Below are 20817 nucleotides of genomic sequence, written 5' to 3'. Positions count from 1 at the left end.
ATATGGAGATGGCGAACGAGTATTTTATTGTGCTTGTTGCAAGCGCTTAATCAATTGCGCTGGCGGTAGGTAACCACCGACCATCTCACCATTTGGTAGGAAAATCGCAGGCGTGCCGCTGATGCCCAATTCACGACCCAGCGCGTAGTGCTGTTTAATGATCGATTGGTATTTAGCAAAGTCTTTGCTTTGCGCCGGGAACTCGCGGTTCACCTTACCATCATGCATCGCCGTTTGTGGGTTTTCAGCTCCCCAAATGCTTGCCATTTGGTCAGCAACATTACCTGTTGGTCCTTGGCGTGGGTAAGCCATGTAACGAACCGTAATACCTAAATCGTTGTAACCCTTCATTTGGTTATGTAGACGCACACAGTAACCACATGTGATGTCTGTAAATACTGTCACAACGTACTTTTCATCATCCGCTTTAAACTCAATCATGCTGTCTTTAAAGGCGGCGATTTTCTCGGCGTTGATCGGAGCTTGACGCTTAGCCAATACATCTTGGTAACCGCCTTTTTCATCCAATTGATAAAGCGTACCCGCAATGAAATATTCACCATCAGGAGAAGCAAACAACACACCACCAGTCGTTTGAATTTCAACAAGCCCATCAATATCAGCCGGAACAACATTCAGAATTTGCAAACCCAACGGCGCAAAACGCTGCTCTAATTTGCTCTTATCAATGGTCACTTCATTACTTGCTTGCGCTACAAAAGAAGTCGCTGCGATAAATGGCAGCGCAAGTAAAGTCATTCGGCGTAATACGCTCATTATTTTCACCTTTTCATTAAGCCCTTGGATGGTGCTCACTGTGTAGTTGTTTCAGTCGCTCAGTAGCAACGTGAGTATAAATTTGTGTGGTCGACAAGTCACTATGACCTAGCAACATCTGCACCACGCGTAAGTCTGCCCCATAATTCAATAAATGGGTAGCAAACGCATGACGTAAAACGTGAGGTGACAAGGATTCTGTATCAATTCCTGCTAGCACCGCGTAGTGTTTAATACGATGCCAAAAGGTTTGACGGGTCATTTGTCTTGCTCGTTTGCTAGGAAATACCACATCGGAAGTATTTTCTCCCAGTAACTGAGACCGCCCTTGTTGGATAAAAGTTTCAATCCAATCGATGGCATTTTCCCCCATCGGCACCAAGCGTTCTTTACCACCTTTACCCGTCACTCGCACGACCCCTTGGCGCAAACTGATGTTTTCCATGGTTAAACTCACCAACTCAGTCACACGTAATCCTGTCGCATACAAGAGTTCTAGCATGGCTTTATCACGCAGTTCTATTGGGTCATTGGGGTCAGGGGCATCAAGCAGCGCATCCACTTGCGCTTCGCTCAGATCTTTCGGCAGCCGCTTGGGTAGTTTAGGGCTAACCAGTAATGCACTCGGATCATCGGCACGCACTTTTTCACGATGCAAATATTGAAACAAACGACGAATGGCTGAGAGCATTCTTGCTCGTGAGGTTTGTTTATAGTCTTGGTCAACAAGCCATGTTTGGTATTCTTGCAGCCCCGATAGACTAATGAAATCGAGCCGATAATTGTGCTCATTCATCCACGTCAGCAGTTTAAACAAGTCATTACGATAAGAAGCCAAGGTGTTCTCAGATAACCCTCGCTCCATCCACATCGCATCTAAAAATTGTTCAACCAGCCCTTGGTCGGGTGACATTACTTCTGACACAAACACTCTCTAATTTTTGACTCTGTAATTGTCTTTACTGTAAATGCATACAGCAAACAAAGCCATAAAAATTCTGTTAGTGACGGATATTCGCTGCAAAGTCGGCCATTTTGTGGTTAGAATTCGCTACCCAAAGATTAACAAAGAAATACTCACCATGAAGATAGGTCTATTTTACGGTTCTACCACCTGCTATACCGAAATGGCAGCAGAGAAGATGCGCGCCATTATTGGTGACGATTTGGTGGACATTCATAATGTGAAAGAAACTCCGCTATCGTTGATGGCCGATTACGACTTGCTACTGCTGGGTATTTCAACTTGGGATTTCGGCGAAATCCAAGAAGATTGGCTCGAGATCTGGGATTCGATCAACGGTATCTCACTACGGGGAAAAACAGTTGCGCTATTTGGTTTAGGAGACCAAGAAGGCTACGGCGAATGGTACCTAGATGCGATGGGCTTACTGCATGACGAAGTGAAAAAATGTGGTGCTAACATTATCGGCTATTGGCCAAATGACGACAAATACGAGTTTGAAGCCTCGAAAGCCTTAACTGAAGATGGCACTCAATTTGTTGGTCTTGCGTTAGATGAAGACTCGCAATATGAATTAAGTGATGAGCGAATCGCGACTTGGATTGAACAAGTGTTGGTTGAATACCAAGAATCTCTGTAATGCCTTGATGGCCGATGACACGTCATCGGCCTACTGACTTTAAAACTCGTTCACCATTCGTCTGTAACGCGGCCAATCAAACACCAAACCCGGATCGGTTTTGCGTAAAGGTGCGATATATTGATGTCCGGTAATTCTTGGTAAGGTTATCTGCGGATAAGTGCGCATAAGGTGTTGGGTAATGCTTTGCAGCGCCTGATATTGTTCATCGGTATAGGCGAGATAATCACTGCCTTCAAGTTCAATCCCTATCGAGTAATCATTGCACCTATCTCGCCCCGCAAAGCTCGAAGCACCAGCATGCCAAGCGCGGTCTAAAAACGATACGAACTGAATAATCTCACCATCGCGGCGAATCAAACAGTGAGCAGATACGCCCATGTTATGAATCACTTTAAAGAAAGGATGTTCATCAGGGTTTAGCTTGCCAGTAAAAAACTGCTCAATGTACGGCCCTCCAAACTGACCGGGCGGCAAACTGATGTTATGGATAACCAACAACGAAATATCACTACTATCACTGCGCTGATCATAATAAGGCGATGGTACATGTTTCGCGTTCTCATACCATCCTTTCGAGTCAATCATCTCTTGGTTCTCACTTTCCATAACTGAGTGCAATTTTAACTTTTTACCAATGAAATGCGAGATTAATGGCTGAATTTCACTCTCAGTCAGCGTATCATGCCCACCTCTGTTCAACTGCGTATTAGATTTGCGATGAAAAACACACACAACAGCCAAGAACGTCTCGAATATTTGAAACAGCAACTGCCTCTTGAAATCTCTCGCTCTGTTAGCGATACCCTCAAAGAAGATTTAGGTGGCACACTTGACCCTGCGGCTGATATCACAGCGAGTCTAATCCCTGCTGACGCAAACAATGTTGCGACAATCATTACTCGTGAACATGGCGTATTTTGTGGCCAAGCATGGGCAGATGAAGTGTTCAAGCAACTTGCAGAGCAACCAAACGGCAGCCAAATCGATATTGAATGGCATGTTCAAGATGGTGATGCGGTTGAGCCTAACCAAGTACTTTGCACATTAACGGGTAATGCTCGTATGTTGCTAACGGGTGAGCGTAATGCAATGAACTTCATTCAAACGCTATCAGGCTGCGCAACCACTGTTGCTAAATACGTGAAGCAAATTGAACATACCGAATGTCGCCTACTCGACACGCGTAAAACCATTCCTGGCCTTCGCAGCGCACTAAAATATGCCGTTGCTTGCGGTGGTGGCTTTAACCACCGTATTGGTGTATTCGATGCGTACCTAATCAAAGAAAACCACATCATTGCTTGTGGTGGCATCACTCAAGCTATCTCTACGGCAAAACAGCTTAACCCGGGCAAGCCTGTTGAAGTAGAAACCGAAAGCTTAGAAGAGCTAAAAGAAGCGATTAATGCAGGAGCTGACATCATTATGCTGGATAACTTCACCACTGATATGATGCGCGAAGCGGTGAAAATCAACGCTGGCCGCGCAGCACTAGAAAACTCGGGCAACGTGACCCTTGAGACCATCGGTGAGTTTGCTGCGACAGGTGTCGATTACATCTCTGTTGGTGCTTTAACTAAGCACCTTAAAGCGATGGACCTATCGATGCGCTTTAAGTAACAGCTCAACATCAAAACGGTCTTAAAATAACACAACAACTAGGCTACTTTATTAAGTGGCCTTTTTTACGCCCTAACTCAAGGATTAGGAGAGTTAAAATGAAAATGCTATTCATGATGGTATTAGGCATGCTCGCCATTTCAGGCTGCGCAAGCGTCGATGAAACCATTACGGTTGTTGATGAAGGCATCTCTTCCGTCGCAGACGATTTGAATCGCAAAGTACACGGCGATCTTAATTAGTGATAACCGGAACAAGAACCACCGGTACAAGAGCAACTGAGATAAAAAAGCCCTCTCGAATGAGAGGGCTTGTTCATTATAGCTTTCGTCTTAGCAGCATTATCGCAATGGTTAAGAACACGATACTTGGCATGACCGCGCCAAACACGGGTGGTATGTTGTATACCAAGCTGAGCGGGCCAAAGAACTCACTCGAAATATAGAACGAGAAGCCCGCAACAACCCCCGATAGAATTCGCGCACCCATGGTCACACTACGCAACGGACCAAAAATAAACGACAGTGCCATCAGCATCATTACAGCAATCGAGAATGGCTGAGTCACTTTGCGCCAAAATGCCAGCTCATAGCGAGAGGCATCTTGTTCTGACGCTTTCAAATAGTTCACGTAATCATACAAACCAAATAGTGATAGCTCTTCAGGTTTAACCGTCACCACAGCAAGCTTGTCTGGTTCAAGCGAAGTGGTCCAATGAAACTCAGGCAAACTAACTTTAGACAATTGAACCTTGTCATTCATGTAAGTTACTTGCACATCCTTCATTAACCATTGGTTATTAGCAACGTAGTCCACTTGCTTAGCATAAAATACATTCTCGAGCTTTTTGTCATCATTAAAGCGCCACATGTTCATGCCATAAATGGTGTCGTTCTCTACCTTACCAATGAAGATAAAATCATTGGCATCACGAGCCCAAACCCCCGTACGCACAGACATGATGGCACCATTAGAGGTAGCGAACGCACGTAAATCACGCGCCATCTTTTGGGCTTGAGGTGCCCCCCATTGACCGAGCAAGGTCACGATGATCATCAAAGGAATCGCCGTTTTCAGTACCGAAACACCAATGTTAAGCTTTGAGAAACCTGCCGCCTGCATTACCACCAGTTCAGAGCTAGACGCCAACATACCTAAGCCGATCAAAGCGCCCAATAACGCCGCCATTGGAAAGAACATTTCGATATCACGAGGAATACTCAAACCAACGTAAAAGAGCGCTTGAAGTAAGTCATAGCTGCCTTCACCCACTTTACGAAGTTGCTCTACATACTTAATGATCGCAGATAAACCGACAAAGGTTGCGAGCACCAAAGATGTGGTCGCGATAATGGTTTTACCAATGTATAAATCTAAAATCTTAAACACGACTTAGGCTGCCTTTCTCTGTCTTAATTTATCTTTAAAGCGTCGAACAGGAATACTGTCTAGCATGTTAACCCCAAGCGCTGTAATCAACAGTGCACCGTTGATAGGCCACATACCTACCGCAGCAGGGATAGCACCATCTTCCAATGCTGATTTAGTTGCACTGATAGCTAGGAAGTAAGCCAAATACGCCAAAATCGCTGGCCCCATCTTAGCGAAGCGGCCTTGACGAGGGTTTACCGCAGACAGTGGCACTACCAACATGGTCAATAATGGAATACATACCACCAGCGAGATACGCCATTGCAGTTCCGCTTGCGCTTTAGGATCGGGGTTAGAGAACAAATCTAAGGTTGGAATCGCTTCCCAATCACGCCCTTTACGTCTTACTTCGCTTTGACCAATCAAACCTTCATATTGGCTAAAATCAGTCACCATGTAATCAATGCGTGTTGGTACACCTTCATAACGAGTACCATCAAACATTCGGATAACTTGACGCCCATCACTGAGCTCTTTCACTTCACCTGATTGAGCAAAAGAGACACTAGGAAGAATCGAATCACGCGGGCGCATCTGTGCAACGAACACATGCTTTAATTGGTCCCCATCGATGTCATCAATAAACACCACCGACGAGCGATCAGGCGTTGCTTGGAAATGGCCTTTCTTTAAAAGATCAACACTGTTTTCAGATTGAACTTGCTCTTCAAGCTGAATCAATTTTTCTTGGCTATACGGGGACAACACAAACGAGTTAGCCGCAGCAGCAACACCGGTGATCACGGCTAAATAGAGTGCAGCACGAATCAGAAATTTATTCCCGATACCGGTCGCATTCATTACGGTAATTTCACTTTCCGCGTACAAACGCCCAAAGGTAATCAAAATACCTAGGAATAAACTGAGCGGCAGCATGAGTAAGCCCATCGATGGCATACTCAATGAGACATAATGCATCACCAAACTGGCAGGGATTTCACCATCGGATGCATCAGCCAATACTCTGATCAACTTTTGACTCAAAAACACCAAAAACAGGATGAAAAAGATCGCAAACTGGCTCTTGAGTGTCTCGCGGATCAAATATCTAACAATAATCACGCTGAAATTACCTATACAAAACTTGTTTTTTTGATTGAATCACTATAGTTTCCCGTTGAACCCTTTATTTTTTTAAATTTTTGCTAGGTGTTAGCAGGCTTATTTAAAGGTAGTTCCGATTAAGGAATCAACAAGTAAGCGAACATTATCTAACATTTAGTTGTAAATGTCTTCAGGATGTAGGAGTACGCATGGAGTTCAGTGTAAAAAGTGGCAGCCCTGAGAAGCAGCGCAGCGCTTGTATCGTCGTTGGCGTCTTTGAGCCACGTCGCCTTTCTCCAGTTGCCGAACAGCTAGATAAAATTAGCGATGGCTATATCAGTTCACTGCTTCGCCGTGGTGATCTAGAAGGAAAACCAGGTCAGATGCTGCTATTGCACCAAGTACCTGGCGTGCTTTCAGAGCGCGTTCTGCTAGTCGGCTGTGGTAAAGAACGTGAGCTTGGTGAGCGCCAATACAAAGAAATTATCCAAAAAACCATCAACACTCTTAACGAAACTGGTTCGATGGAAGCTGTATGCTTCTTAACTGAGCTACACGTTAAAGGTCGCGATACTTATTGGAAAGTTCGCCAAGCAGTAGAAGCGACTAAAGATGGTCTATACACCTTTGATCAATTCAAGAGTGTTAAACCAGAAACTCGTCGCCCACTTCGCAAGCTGGTATTTAACGTACCAACTCGCCGCGAGCTAAACCTTGGTGAAAAAGCGATTGCGCACGGTCTAGCCATTTCTTCTGGTGTAAAAGCATCGAAAGATCTTGGCAACATGCCACCAAACATTGCTAACCCAGCTTACCTAGCCTCTCAAGCACGCCGCCTTGCTGATGATTACGAAACTGTAACCAGCAAAATTATTGGCGAACAAGAGATGGAAAAACTGGGCATGACATCTTACCTAGCGGTAGGTCGTGGCTCTAAAAACGAATCTATGATGTCTATCATGGAGTACAAGGGCAACCCAGATCCTGATGCAAAACCAATTGTACTGGTCGGTAAAGGTCTAACCTTCGATTCAGGCGGTATCTCCATCAAGCCAAGTGAAGGCATGGATGAGATGAAGTACGACATGTGCGGTGCTGCATCTGTATTCGGTACTATGAAAGCACTAGCAAAACTGAACCTACCAATTAACGTTGTTGGTGTTCTTGCTGGTTGTGAAAACATGCCAGGCAGCAATGCTTACCGTCCAGGCGACATCCTAACGACTATGTCAGGTCAAACCGTTGAAGTGCTAAACACCGATGCTGAAGGTCGCTTAGTACTTTGTGATGCTCTTACTTACGTTGAGCGCTACGAGCCTGAGTGTGTGGTTGATGTCGCGACGCTAACTGGTGCTTGTATCATGGCACTTGGTCACCACATCAGCGCGGTTATCTCAAACCACAACCCGCTATCTCATGAGCTAATCAATGCTTCTGAGCAGGCGAGCGACCGTGCATGGCGTCTACCAATGGCAGATGAATACCACGAGCAACTAAAGAGCCCATTTGCTGATATGGCAAACATCGGTGGTCGTCCTGCGGGCACAATCACTGCTGGCTGTTTCCTATCTAAATTTGCTAAGAAGTACAACTGGGCACACATTGACTGTGCAGGTACAGCTTGGAAATCAGGTGCAGCTAAAGGTTCTACAGGCCGTCCGGTCTCAATGCTTGTCCAATTCTTGCTAAATCGCAGCGGCCAAGAGACCGAGGAATAATCCTCACAATATCGAAAAGGGCCGCAAGGCCCTTTTTTAGTATTGAATGAAGGAAAATAGCCCATGGCAAACGCAACGTTTTACGTTATCAAGCCAGATAGCCCACAAGCGGAAACTCTCGGGTTTCACCGCTACGTAGTTTTTCTTGCTCAGCATTTTGCTAAGCAAGGAGCTAAAGTGTATTTAAATGCGCAAGATAAAAGTGAAGCGGAGCAACTTGCGGAGCTATTTTGGCAAATTGAGCCAGAAAACTTCATTGCCCACAATCTCGTTGGCGAAGGGCCTCGTTATGCGTCACCTATTGAAATTGGCCATCAAAAGGTAAAACCGAGTTGGAACCGTCAATTGGTAATAAATTTGGCTGAAAATGAGACAACCTTTGCGAACAAGTTTGCTGAGGTGGTAGACTTCGTGCCTTGCGAAGAAAAAGCAAAGCAGCAAGCAAGAGAAAGGTATAAAATTTACCGCCAAGCCGGTTTTCAAATGCAAACGTTCGAAATCGAACATAGCTAAAACCAGCGAAAACACACTGCGCAATCCTTATAGTTAAGGCGATCTTCACAGAGAAGCCTCACTTATAAAGATTGACGCAAATTAACCCATTAACCAGAACACACTTCCTCTAAATGATTGGTGGTGTATCTAGGCGGCAAAATGAGCGAACCCTCTGAGCATATGTTTTATATGTGATTGAGGTGAGCGAATGCAGCCAACAACGATACAACGCCAAGTATGACGAGGAAGAAAGATGAGCGATATGGAAAAGACATACAACCCAACAGCTATCGAACAAGCTCTGTATCAGACTTGGGAAGAGAAAGGCTACTTTAAGCCACACGGTGACACCACTAAAGAATCATACAGCATCATGATCCCGCCACCGAACGTCACTGGTAGCCTACATATGGGCCACGCGTTCCAAGACACTATCATGGATACTTTAATCCGTGCTGAGCGTATGAAAGGCAAAAACACGCTTTGGCAAGTGGGTACTGACCACGCTGGTATCGCGACTCAAATGGTTGTTGAGCGTAAAATCGCTGCTGAAGAAGGCAAAACAAAACATGACTACGGTCGTGATGCATTCATCGACAAAATTTGGGAATGGAAAGGCGAGTCTGGTGGCACTATCACTAAACAGCTTCGTCGTCTTGGCGCATCTGTAGATTGGGACCGCGAACGTTTCACTATGGATGACGGCCTATCTAACGCAGTAAAAGAAGTCTTTGTACGTCTTTATGAAGAAGACCTTATCTACCGCGGTAAGCGCTTGGTTAACTGGGATCCTAAGCTACACACTGCTATCTCAGACATCGAAGTAGAAAACAAAGACAAAAAAGGCCACATGTGGCACTTCCGCTACCCTCTAGCGGATGGCGTTAAAACGGCTGATGGCAAAGACTACATTGTTGTTGCGACCACTCGTCCTGAAACCATGCTTGGCGATACAGGTGTTGCGGTTAACCCTGAAGACCCTCGCTACAAAGATCTTATCGGCAAAGAAATCATCCTACCTATCGTTGACCGTCGCATCCCTATCTTAGGTGATGAGCACGCGGACATGGAGAAAGGCACAGGTTGTGTGAAGATCACCCCTGCGCACGATTTCAACGACTATGAAGTAGGTAAGCGTCATAACCTACCAATGATCAACATTCTGACTTTCGACGCGAACGTACGCGCTGAAGCAGAAGTATTCACCACTAACGGTGAAACAAGCGACGCATACAGCACTGAACTTCCTACTAAATACCAAGGTATGGAGCGTTTCGCTGCACGTAAAGCTATCGTGGCAGAATTTGAAGAACTTGGCCTCCTAGACGAAATCAAAGATCACGACCTAACCGTTCCTTACGGTGACCGTGGTGGTGTGGTTATCGAGCCAATGCTAACTGACCAATGGTACGTTCGTACTGAGATTCTGGCTAAGCCAGCAATCGAAGCGGTTGAAAACGGCGACATTCAATTTGTGCCTAAGCAATACGAAAACATGTACTTCTCTTGGATGCGTGACGTTCAAGACTGGTGTATTTCTCGTCAGCTATGGTGGGGTCACCGTATTCCTGCATGGTACGACAACGACGGTAACGTATATGTTGGTCGCACTGAAGAAGAAGTTCGTGCAGAAAACAACCTAGCACCTGTTGTTGTTCTTCGCCAAGACGATGACGTACTGGACACATGGTTCTCATCTGCGCTTTGGACGTTTGGCACACAAGGTTGGCCAGAAGATACTGATGCACTGAAGCAGTTCCACCCATCTGATGTGCTTGTCTCTGGTTTCGATATCATCTTCTTCTGGGTTGCGCGTATGATCATGATGACGCTGCACTTTGTAAAAGATGAAGACGGTAAGCCACAAGTACCATTCAAGACCGTTTACATGACAGGCCTTATCCGTGATGAAAACGGCGATAAGATGTCGAAGTCTAAAGGTAACGTACTTGACCCAATCGACATGATTGACGGCATCGACCTAGAGTCTCTAGTTGCCAAGCGTACTGGCAACATGATGCAGCCTCAGCTTGCTAAGAAGATTGAAAAGAACACGCGTAAGACGTTTGAAAATGGTATCGAACCATACGGTACTGACGCACTGCGTTTCACTCTTGCTGCGATGGCTTCAACTGGCCGTGACATCAACTGGGACATGAAACGCCTAGAAGGTTACCGCAACTTCTGTAACAAGCTATGGAACGCAAGCCGTTACGTACTGATGAATGCAGAAGACAAAGACTGTGGCTTTGGTGAAGGTGAGATTGAATTCTCACTAGCAGACAAGTGGATCGAATCTCAGTTTGAACTTGCAGCGAAAGAGTTTAACGCTCACCTAGACAACTACCGTCTAGATATGGCGGCAAACACTATCTACGAATTCATCTGGAACCAATTCTGTGACTGGTACCTAGAGCTAACGAAACCTGTTCTTTGGAAAGGTACAGAAGCTCAACAACGTGGTACTCGCCGCACATTGATCACAGTTCTAGAGAAGACACTACGTCTTGCTCACCCAGTGATTCCATACATTACAGAATCTATCTGGCAAAGCGTGAAGCCTCTGGTAGATGGCGTTGAAGGCGACACCATCATGCTACAAGCTCTACCCCAATACGATGAAGCAAACTTCGACGAAGCTGCGCTACAAGACATTGAGTGGGTGAAAGCATTTATTACTAGCATCCGTAACCTACGTGCTGAATACGATATCGCGCCAAGCAAACCACTAGACGTGATGCTAAAAGCAAGCGAAGCTGATGCAGCGCGCCTTGAGCAAAACCGCCAAGTGCTAATGTCACTAGGTAAGCTTGAAGAGATTAAAGTCGTGAGCGAAGGCGATGAGCTACCAGCATGTGCAACGGCACTTGTAGGTAAAGCTGAGCTGCTTATCCCAATGGCTGGTCTAATCGATAAAGATGCAGAGCTTGCTCGTCTTGATGGCGAAATCAAGAAGACGCACGGTGAGATCAAACGCATCGAAGGTAAGCTAGGTAACGAAGGCTTCGTTGCTAAAGCACCTGAAGCGGTTGTCGCGAAAGAGCGCGAGAAACTAGACGGTTACAAAGAAACGCTAGTGAAACTAGAAGAGCAGAAAGCAACGATTGCGGCGCTATAATCTAGTTTAAAACCTAAGCAAAAGGCAGCGAGTTATCGCTGCCTTTTTTGTAGGTGAAGTGTCGATGGCAAATAGTCTGACGATTATTACTGCTGCAAATCTTCAATCCGTTGCTGCATTTCTGGGTGAGTACTGATCCACTCCGGTATTTCAAACTGGCTGGTATTATCGAGCAACTCAAATATTTCAACCATCGGCTGGGCACTGCCATAAATATCAATCATTGCTTGTTTGGCAAACATATCAGCTTGTTGCTCAGCTTGCCTAGAACGACCATTACTCAACAAAAAAGCCCCAATACCTGCCATTGAATCAAGAGCTCCTGTTGCTTCACCCGTTAATACCGCCACACCTATCGCAACAATACTCGACTCCACAACTTGAATCATGACGTGGCGATGATGCACATGCCCCACTTCATGCAAAATAATGCTATCCAACTGCTGATCGTTTTGCGCTAATGATACTAAGCCATCAAGAACCACGATGGTGCCGCCCGGAAAAGCAAACGCATTCGCTTGCTCATCCATAGAACGAAATACCAGCTCAATGGGCATCCCCTGATAGTCAATAGTGACAAGATGCTGCTTAAGCCTTTCTCGGACTTTTTTTCTCACTTCAAACGGAACATTACTGGCTGACCAATGACGTTCGAATTGAGAAAAGACTTGTTCTCCAAATTTCTGCTCTACAGAAGCAGGAACAGCAGAAACGATCGCTCGACTTGCCCAAGGCACACCATAATAGAAACCTGCAATCGTCAACGATATACACAAGAGAACACTGGCTAAAACAGCAAGCCAATATCGCTCCAGCTTTACTAACCAAGCATTTTTGTTGGAGGCTATCGCTAACTCTTTAAGTGAATCGCTATTATCAGCGTCGAAAGCCCAACCTGACGGAAAAGTTAACCGAATAGGCAAATTCCCAACCGAATCGCTGAATTTAACCTGATCTAACGAAACCAGTTCTTCGTGGTCCGTAAATTGGAGGCGAAATGATGTTTGATTGTAAAGCGTCAACACAGCTCGCTGTTTATGCGAGCTGTGAGGTGGAAAGGCATAACCTTCGAAGCGCATTAACCGATGCCTATACCGACGTCAAAGGCTTCAGCGATTTCATCTGAAGCCGCAGAACGAATATTCGAGTCACTACTTTTTGCATCTAATTGACTAACATCACCAATTACCGTCGTTCTTGACGCTACGTATCGAGCGGTGCGCACCATAACCCATGGTCGAGCCAAACCAAAAGTGACGATTTGCGCCAACAGGTTAGAGAAAATTAACCAAGCATAACTCGATGCGGACAACGAGGACTCAAAGTTATATTCAGGCTTATCACCATTAGATAATTGAGTCTGAGAAAAAATGTAATTTCGGATACGAGCAGCGATAAAGGCAGTCATAACAAAACCAAACGCAAGGAATACCAAGTAGTAGGTAACCATCATGATCGGGGCCACTACTCCCGAATAAAGCAGATTATCTAGACCATAGAATGTGCCGCCCAGTACAGTAAAGAACCCTACTGCAAAAATAATCAGCAATATTCCCAAACCAACTAATGCTGCAAACAGAAATATTTTAACAAATTCAGCCGTCTTAATTTCCGCACTAAACTCTCGTTGGCCGTATCGGTAACCATTCAAAAAGTATTTATACACCCCTTGCATCACCCAAGCTTGGCCAAACAGTAGTAGAGCAAGCAAACCAATTACACCGATAGTCAAAGCAACTGCAGAGCCCGCAGCCCCAGCTACAGAAATTATAACTACGGCTAAAATGAATCCTACGAAGACACAGACTGCACGACCAAACAAAGTGATATACGCATCTTTTAACGATCCCGCAAAAGAGAAACGAACATTAGCAAAGCTCGTCATTGCACAATCAAATCGTGCATTGCTCCATAACAACCAAGGTAAAGCGACATAAAAGGCCAATAATAATATGGAAGAAATGATTGGGTTCATGGTGCTCAGTACAACCCAAGCAATCACGCAGCCCACCGCAATTAAGCGGCCTTTAAGGATCTGTATCGGTGTTGCATGGTATTCAAAACGTTCTTGAGCAATTTGTGTGTTGCCATAGAAATAACGCTTAGTACGTACCTTTGCCTATGCAGAGTAAATCCCAAGAGTAATTATTGAGAGTAAAACATTAACAATCCAGATACCGAAGAACTCTCCAGCGCGACCATTAAATAAAACTGAATTTCTCACTTGTGTAGATTCCATCTTCACTAATCCCAAAAGCTGTTATAAAACAAAAGGAAGCAGAGAGTAACAAGTTATCAGAATAAGTGCATCATAATGCATAGCGTGCGGTCATATTTATAGCTGCAAATCACACTCTAAAAGTAACATTACACCACTCTATTCTTAGCCTTACCTTCAACAAAGGCCTGTATATTGCCAACTAGCGTTTCTAATAACCGTTGAATCGAAGAGTCACTCCCCCACGCTACATGAGGGGTTAACAGCAGATTAGGCAAATGAATGTTCGCAAGTAACGGATTAGATTCATCGGCCGGTTCTTGAGTAAAGACATCCACTCCGGCACCAGCAATCGCACCATTGTGTAATGCAGCCACCAAAGCGGATTCATTCACCAAACCGCCGCGGCCTGTGTTAATCAAGATGGCGGAAGGTTTCATTAAAGAAAGCTCTTTAGACGCAATCAAATCTTGGGTGTGTTGATTGAGAGGACAATGGAGGCTGATTACATCTGCGTATTGCAATACTTGCTCAAAAGGTAAAAAGCCTTCACGACATTGCTGCGCCCCTTTTCGCTCAGCAAACAGCACCTTCATACCAATTGCTTTCGCCAGTTGAGCCGTCGCTTGACCAAGCGCGCCACTACCGACAATACCCATGGTTGAGCCCCCCACATCACCGATAGGATGAGTAAAAAAGCAAAACTGCTGTTCTTTTTGCCAAACGCCTTGTGCAATATCTCGGTGATAGCCAAACAAGTTACGTCTTAGAGCATAAACCATCGCGATCACATGCTCAGGTACAGAGCGGGTTGCGTAACCTTGAACATTACAAACCGCAATCTGATGTTGCTGACAAAAATCGATATCAACGTTATTAAAGCCAGTCGCGCAAACTGCAATTAGCTTAAGTTGGGGAAGATGGCGAAGTTCAGCCTCAGAAAAAACCACTTTATTAGTGATGACAATGTCCGCCTGCTGCAAACGCTCAATCGTAAGTTCTGCTGGAGTCGAGTCGTACTCAATCCATTGATGGTCAAAAGGAAGATGGGGAAGGTCTATATGAGCAGGAATGGTCGATCTATCAAGAAAGACAACAGTAGGTAGCGACATAAGTTCTCCTTAACGCGCTACCTAATGAGGACTGAATATTTTACCTAAGAACGCGGTAGCGTTTTGTAATCAGGTAATTTTCGCACAGGATCGAAAACATTAAGTACCACAGCCTGAGCTTCTGGGTAGAAATCACATGGCACAAACAAACTACGCAGCCATTCACAACGAGGATGATAAAAGCTCAGCTCTGCCGCGTGCAAATCCAAACGGTCTGAGAAAGTAAAAGCTTCACCTTCTGAGTAAAACTCATCCCCAACGATTGGGTGTCCTAATGCCTGCATATGAACACGCAACTGATGTGAGCGACCAGTAATCGGCAACAAGCGCACAATCGTGGTTTTCTCTTCTCGCTTAGCGACTTGATACAAGGTTTTTGAAGGTTTGCCTGTCTCCAAACATACCTTTTGTTTCGGCCTATTTGGCCAATCGCAGATCAATGGCAGATCGATCTCACCTTGCTCCTGTTCAACATACCCCCAAACTCGTGCATAGTACACCTTATGGGTTAGACGATATTGAAACTGTTTTTTCAGTGATCTTTCTGCGTATTTATCTTTAGCCAAAACCATTAAACCTGAGGTTGACATGTCTAGTCGATGCACAACTTGAATATCTGGGTAATCGCTTTGTAAACGACTCCACATGCTATCGAAGTGCTCTTCTAATCGCCCTGGTACCGACAGTAGCCCTGACGGCTTATTAACCGCGAGGATCTGCGGATCCTCATAAACAATCTCAACCCATGGATCTCTTGGTGGGTTGTACTCTAGCATTGCCATTGGTTATTCCAATTTCTACCTGTCAAAAGGCAGGTTACGACATAAAACTTCCGGTGGCTTTTAAACAAACCACCGGAAATGGCTTAATGATTTAGATTCTAGGCTAGTTGTGTGAAACAACAATCAGACGCAATGAATCTAATTGGTATTGCGCTTGAGAGATGTAACCAGTGAGCTGTTTGATTTGCTCATCAATAGCGTCGATCTCTTCATCACGAATATTCGGGTTAACTGCTTTCAATGCTTGCAGGCGTTCAAGTTCGGCGTTCAGGCTAGTTTGCATTTCTTGCTGAGCTTGTTCGCGAATCTTAGTCACTTTATCGCCCACCAGAGCTTCACCAGCAGTGATCAATTGATGCACTTGCGCTTGAACGGAAGAAACCAGTTTAGTTGCAATATGGCGGCCTACTGGGCTTAGCTGACGGTTAAAGCTTTCAAACTCAACTTGCTCAGACAAGTCATTGCCTTTGCCATCCAACATGATGCGGATTGGCGTAGCAGGCAGGAAGCGAGTAATACCACTGCGTTTCGGTGCTTGCGCGTCCACTTTGTAGATCAGCTCAAGGAGCATAGTGCCAACAGGCAATGCTTTGTTCTTCAGTAGAGACATGGCAGTTACGCCCACGCCTTCACTCATCAGCAGATCAATACCGCCTTGGATCATTGGGTGTTCCCAACTAATGAAGTTCATGTCTTCACGAGAAAGCGCCGTTTCACGATCAAAGGTAATGGTCGCCCCTTCATAAGGTAGACCCGGGTAGCTTGGCACCATCATGTGCTCAGATGGCGTTACTACCAATGCATTTTCACCTTTGTCATCTTGGTTAAGACCAATCGTATCGAATAGGCTTAGAGCAAACGTAACAAGGTTGGTATCACCATCAGTCGAGGCGATACTATCAACGATAGCTTGCGCTTTTTCACCGCCATTTGAGTGCATTTCTAATAGGCGGTCACGGCCTTGTTCAAGCTGAAATTTTAGCTCTTTGTTCATCTTCGCCGATTGCTCAATGATGTCGTCAAGCTCGGTGGTATCACCAGAAGCTAGCATCTCAATTAAGCTTTCTGAATACTGGTCGTAAACCGCGCGGCCAGTTGGGCAAGTTTCTGCAAACGCATTCAGACCTTCATCAAACCAACGAGCAATAATCGCTTGTGACGTACCTTCTAGGTATGGCACGTGAATATCGATATCACGGTTTTGACCAATACGGTCTAAACGGCCAATACGTTGCTCAAGCAGATCTGGGTTAAATGGCAAATCAAACATCACTAGCTGGTTAGCGAACTGGAAGTTACGACCTTCTGAGCCAATTTCACTACAGATAAGCACTTGTGCACCACCCTCTTCTTGAGCGAAGTAAGCGGCCGCTTTGTCACGCTCTAGAATCGACATGCCTTCATGGAATACAGTTGCGCGAATGCCTTCACGCTCACGCAAAGCTTGCTCAAGTTGCAATGCGGTGCTGGCACGTGAAGCAATCACTAGAATCTTCTCAGCGCGCTTATCTTTTACTTTTTCAATCAACCAGTTCACGCGAGAGTCAAACTGCCACCAGCTTGCATCATCACCTTCAAACTCTTGGAAGATTTCTTCTGGGTAAAGGTTCTTAATCGCGCGTGCTTCAGGAGTCATTTTGCCACCGATCATGCCTGCCACGCGCATAGACGTCGTGTATTGCTGAGGAATCGCCATCGGCATAAGGTGGACGTTACGTTTCGGGAAACCTTTTACCGCTGCGCGAGTATTTCTAAATAGCACGCGGCCAGTACCGTGACGGTCCATCAAGTTATCGATCAACTCTTGGCGAGCCGCCGCTTTCGCTTCTTCTTCGCTATCGCTTTCGATAATGCGGAACAAAGGTTCAACGTCTTGTTCTGAAAGCAGTTCAGTAATTTGGTTTTTCGCTTCATCCGCTAAAGTTTGACCTGAGAAAAGCGCGCTAACAGAGTCTGCAACCGGTGCATATTGCTCTTCCTCTTTTACAAACGCTTCATAATCGTAGAAACGGTCAGAATCAAGCAGACGTAGACGGGCAAAATGGCTCTCGCGACCTAGCTGTTCAGGCGTTGCAGTTAGCAAAAGGACACCCGGTGTCTTTTCCGCTAAACCTTCAACCACTTGGTATTCACGGCTTGGTTTTTCTTGGCTCCACTCAAGGTGATGTGCTTCATCGACAACTAAGAGATCCCATTCACCTTCTAACGCCTGTTCGTAACGCTTACGGCTCTTACGTAGGAAATCTAATGAACACAATACATATTGTTGGGTGTCAAATGGGTTATCTGATTCAGCGAATGCTTCAATGCAGCGCTCTTCATCAAAAATAGAGAAATGCAGGTTAAAGCGGCGCATCATCTCTACTAACCATTGGTGCTGTAGAGTTTCTGGAACCACGATAAGAATACGCTCTGCACGACCCGCTAACACTTGTTGGTGAATGATCATGCCCGCTTCAATGGTTTTACCTAGGCCAACTTCATCAGCCAGAAGTACACGTGGTGCATGACGGCGACCGACTTCATGGGCAATATATAACTGATGAGGAATAAGACCAGCGCGCATGCCACATAGGCCACGCATCGGGCTTTTGTGCTGCTGATATTGGTTAACCAATGCGCGATAACGCAGAACGAAGTTATCCATACGGTCAATTTGACCAGCAAATAACTTATCTTGAGGTTTGTTAAAACGAATCTGGTTGCTCAGCATGATTTCACGCAGAGCTACATCCGCTTCTTCGGTGTCTTCACGTACACCAACGTACGTAAACAGACCTTGGTCTTCAATCACTTGCTCAACTTTCAATGACCAACCTTGTTGGCTTTCTACTGTATCTCCAGCATTAAAGCTCACACGAGTCACAGGAGTATCGTTACGCGAATAGACTCGGTTTTCTTCAGAAGCGGCAAACATTAATGTCACAGTGCGAGCATCCAATGCCACTACAGTTCCTAAACCCAGATCGCTTTCCGTATCGCTGATCCAACGTTGGCCCAAAGCAAATGTCATGAATCGACTACCTCATTTAATAAATTTATTATTTATCTTAGCTGTTCTTGCGCCATTTCAAAGGCGGCTGACGGGGGTAATTATAGGTCAGCGATGGCGCAGAAAAAGGTCGCTAATATTACTGCAAGCTGTGACTTTGGTCACGTACAAAGCCCGCATTTCACAACAAATATTTTTGCAGCTAAAGAGTGACATCAAAGTGTAAGAAAACGATGGCACAACAAGAACTGTGGATTGCCTATACTTACGTTAACGCATGGGGCATTTCTTTACTTAACCACTTGCGTAACCCCAGCGTTACCCTCGGCTAGCTCGAGGGCAAAAGGTCGAACTACACGGGTTTGCAGTCTTTGACGCTCCCGCTCGTTCAGCAGAGCAGTTGAAGACAGGCAAACAGATCTGTACAGCAGCACGCCGACTCAGGCAGGAGACGCTTATGGGTGATACGGATAGAAAACTTTTCGTACTTGATACCAATATCCTTCTTCACGAACCTTTCGCCATTTATTCCTTTCAAGAACACGACGTGGTCATTCCGATGACCGTATTAGAAGAACTCGATCGAATCAAAGACAGTAAACGTGATGTGGCACGTGATGCTAGAGTCGCTATACGTGCGTTAGAAGCACTTTTTAAAGAGTCTACCCCGGATGAAATCTCCGAAGGGATCCCCATTAACCGAGATAAACACGATACTGGCAATATCGCTATTTTGGCCGACTTCGAACTGCAAGAAACCGTCAAAGCCTTTGCCGATAAGGCTGGTGATAATCGCATCCTCAATGCGGTGCTATATTTACAAAACAAGCGCGCACCTCGAGAAGTCATTCTGGTCACCAAAGACATCAATATGCGTTTGCGAGCCAAAGGTGCTGGCGTTCGCTTTGTTGAAGATTATCGAACTGACCAACTGATCGATGATGTTCAATACCTCACCAAAGGGTTTCAACAGGTATCCGGGCATTTCTGGGAGAGTGTTGACCAAGTCGAAAGTAAAAATCTGGCAGGCCGAACGTTTCATACTTTAGATCGTGAACCTTTTGATCCCACTTATCTCAATCAATATGTGATTGATGAAGGCAGCGATTTTGTTGGTCGCGTGACAGAAATCGAAGCCGATAAATTGACTCTTAAAGACCTCAGCCGCGAACGTTTAATGCATCGACGAGCTTGGGATATCACCCCGAAAAATATCTACCAAGCGATGGCATTGGACGCCCTCCTCGACCCTGATATTGATTTGGTCATTCTGACCGGAGCCGCAGGGAGCGGTAAAACCCTATTAGCGCTCGCTTCTGCACTAGAACAAACCATAGAAAAAGGGATGTTCGACAAAATCATTGTCACTCGAAACACACCCGATATTGGTGAGTCCATCGGCTTCTTACCCGGAACAGAAGAAGAGAAGATGCTGCCATGGCTTGCTGCGGTTACTGATACTTTAGAGGCGCTGCATAAGAATGACCATTGTACTGAAGGCTCACTCAAATACATCTGCGATAAAGCCAACATTCAGTTCAAATCCATTAACTTCATGCGTGGGCGCTCAATTCAAAATGCATTTGTATTGCTCGACGAGTGTCAAAACCTCACAGCCTCACAAATCAAAACCATCATCACCCGATGTGGTGAAGGCACTAAAATTGTCTGCTCTGGTAACTTGGCGCAAATCGACTCCCATTACTTAACCCCTGTGACGTCAGGATTAACTTATATGGTCGAGCGCTTTAAAGACTTTGAAGGCAGCGCCAACATACACCTAAATGGTGTAGTACGAAGCCGTCTCGCAGAGTTCGCAGAAGAAAACCTATAAACATAATTAGTCAACAAAACCGATAAAAGATGCTTTTATCGGTTTTTAGTTAAAATAATTATTCACAAT

Annotated in this window: 16 protein-coding genes and 1 pseudogene; 7 read left to right on the top strand and 10 right to left on the bottom strand. The window is 45.3% G+C overall.

The genetic code is table 11. The annotated features are described in order from the left end of the window. Positions 1-24: 24 nt before the first annotated feature. Entirely contained in the window at positions 25-777 is a 753-nt protein-coding gene (locus OH461_RS09535) for a thioredoxin fold domain-containing protein (RefSeq protein WP_270020394.1), read from the bottom strand. A 16-nt stretch (positions 778-793) separates the two neighbouring features. Continuing rightward, positions 794-1690 (bottom strand): site-specific tyrosine recombinase XerD, encoded by an 897-nt coding sequence (xerD, locus tag OH461_RS09530; RefSeq protein WP_270020564.1) that lies wholly within the window; start codon positions 1688-1690, stop codon positions 794-796. A 169-nt stretch (positions 1691-1859) separates the two neighbouring features. Here xerD and fldB point away from each other — a divergent pair, with 169 nt between their 5' ends. Beyond that, positions 1860-2381: a flavodoxin FldB gene (gene fldB / locus OH461_RS09525; RefSeq protein ID WP_270020563.1), complete on the top strand. Its 522-nt coding sequence runs from the start codon at positions 1860-1862 to the stop codon at positions 2379-2381. A 39-nt stretch (positions 2382-2420) separates the two neighbouring features. Here the strand turns inward: fldB and ampD are convergent, their stop codons facing one another. Then, positions 2421-2969: a 1,6-anhydro-N-acetylmuramyl-L-alanine amidase AmpD gene (gene ampD / locus OH461_RS09520; protein ID WP_270020562.1), complete on the bottom strand. Its 549-nt coding sequence runs from the start codon at positions 2967-2969 to the stop codon at positions 2421-2423. Between the two features lie 132 nt (positions 2970-3101). On the opposite strand from ampD, the gene nadC reads away from it, so the two are divergent. After that, a complete protein-coding gene (gene nadC / locus OH461_RS09515) occupies positions 3102-4004 on the top strand; it encodes a carboxylating nicotinate-nucleotide diphosphorylase (RefSeq protein ID WP_270020393.1) in 903 nt (300 codons plus the stop codon). Between the two features lie 98 nt (positions 4005-4102). Further along, entirely contained in the window at positions 4103-4246 is a 144-nt protein-coding gene (locus OH461_RS09510; protein ID WP_270020392.1) for a hypothetical protein, read from the top strand. A 76-nt stretch (positions 4247-4322) separates the two neighbouring features. On the opposite strand, the gene lptG is transcribed toward OH461_RS09510, so the two are convergent. Together lptG and lptF are read right to left on the bottom strand one after the other, a co-directional pair. Next, on the bottom strand, positions 4323-5393 hold the full coding sequence (lptG, locus tag OH461_RS09505) for an LPS export ABC transporter permease LptG (protein ID WP_270020391.1): 1071 nt from the start codon (positions 5391-5393) through the stop codon (positions 4323-4325). A gap of 3 nt (positions 5394-5396) precedes the next feature. After that, a complete protein-coding gene (gene lptF, locus OH461_RS09500; RefSeq protein WP_270020390.1) occupies positions 5397-6497 on the bottom strand; it encodes an LPS export ABC transporter permease LptF in 1101 nt (366 codons plus the stop codon). 191 nt (positions 6498-6688) lie between these two features. Between lptF and pepA the strand changes: the two genes are divergently transcribed. From pepA to OH461_RS09485, 3 genes are all read left to right on the top strand, one after another. Further along, positions 6689-8197: a leucyl aminopeptidase gene (gene pepA, locus OH461_RS09495; protein ID WP_270020389.1), complete on the top strand. Its 1509-nt coding sequence runs from the start codon at positions 6689-6691 to the stop codon at positions 8195-8197. 63 nt (positions 8198-8260) lie between these two features. Continuing rightward, a complete protein-coding gene (locus tag OH461_RS09490) occupies positions 8261-8710 on the top strand; it encodes a DNA polymerase III subunit chi (protein WP_270020388.1) in 450 nt (149 codons plus the stop codon). Between the two features lie 244 nt (positions 8711-8954). Then, positions 8955-11810 (top strand): valine--tRNA ligase, encoded by a 2856-nt coding sequence (locus tag OH461_RS09485; protein WP_270020561.1) that lies wholly within the window; start codon positions 8955-8957, stop codon positions 11808-11810. Positions 11811-11896: 86 nt separating this feature from the next. On the opposite strand, the gene OH461_RS09480 is transcribed toward OH461_RS09485, so the two are convergent. The 5 genes and pseudogenes from OH461_RS09480 to rapA form a co-directional block, all read right to left on the bottom strand. Beyond that, positions 11897-12889 carry a M48 family metallopeptidase gene (locus OH461_RS09480; protein ID WP_270020387.1) on the bottom strand — a complete coding sequence of 331 codons (993 nt, stop codon included), beginning with the start codon at positions 12887-12889 and terminating at the stop codon, positions 11897-11899. After that, positions 12889-14049: pseudogene (locus OH461_RS09475) on the bottom strand (YjgN family protein). Before OH461_RS09475 ends, OH461_RS09480 begins: the two are co-directional and overlap by 1 nt. Positions 14050-14177: 128 nt before the next feature. After that, entirely contained in the window at positions 14178-15140 is a 963-nt protein-coding gene (locus OH461_RS09470; protein ID WP_270020386.1) for a D-2-hydroxyacid dehydrogenase, read from the bottom strand. Between the two features lie 44 nt (positions 15141-15184). Then, positions 15185-15922 (bottom strand): bifunctional tRNA pseudouridine(32) synthase/23S rRNA pseudouridine(746) synthase RluA, encoded by a 738-nt coding sequence (gene rluA, locus OH461_RS09465; RefSeq protein ID WP_270020385.1) that lies wholly within the window; start codon positions 15920-15922, stop codon positions 15185-15187. A gap of 103 nt (positions 15923-16025) precedes the next feature. Further along, entirely contained in the window at positions 16026-18935 is a 2910-nt protein-coding gene (rapA, locus tag OH461_RS09460) for an RNA polymerase-associated protein RapA (protein WP_270020384.1), read from the bottom strand. A gap of 436 nt (positions 18936-19371) precedes the next feature. On the opposite strand from rapA, the gene OH461_RS09455 reads away from it, so the two are divergent. Beyond that, positions 19372-20748 (top strand): PhoH family protein, encoded by a 1377-nt coding sequence (locus OH461_RS09455; protein ID WP_270020383.1) that lies wholly within the window; start codon positions 19372-19374, stop codon positions 20746-20748. The last annotated feature ends 69 nt before the right edge of the window (positions 20749-20817 follow it).

This window comes from Vibrio sp. LaRot3 (assembly GCF_027587025.1).
GTDB lineage: Bacteria > Pseudomonadota > Gammaproteobacteria > Enterobacterales > Vibrionaceae > Vibrio.
Note: the sequence above shows the minus strand (reverse complement) of the source record. Positions and strands in the feature narration are given on the sequence as shown.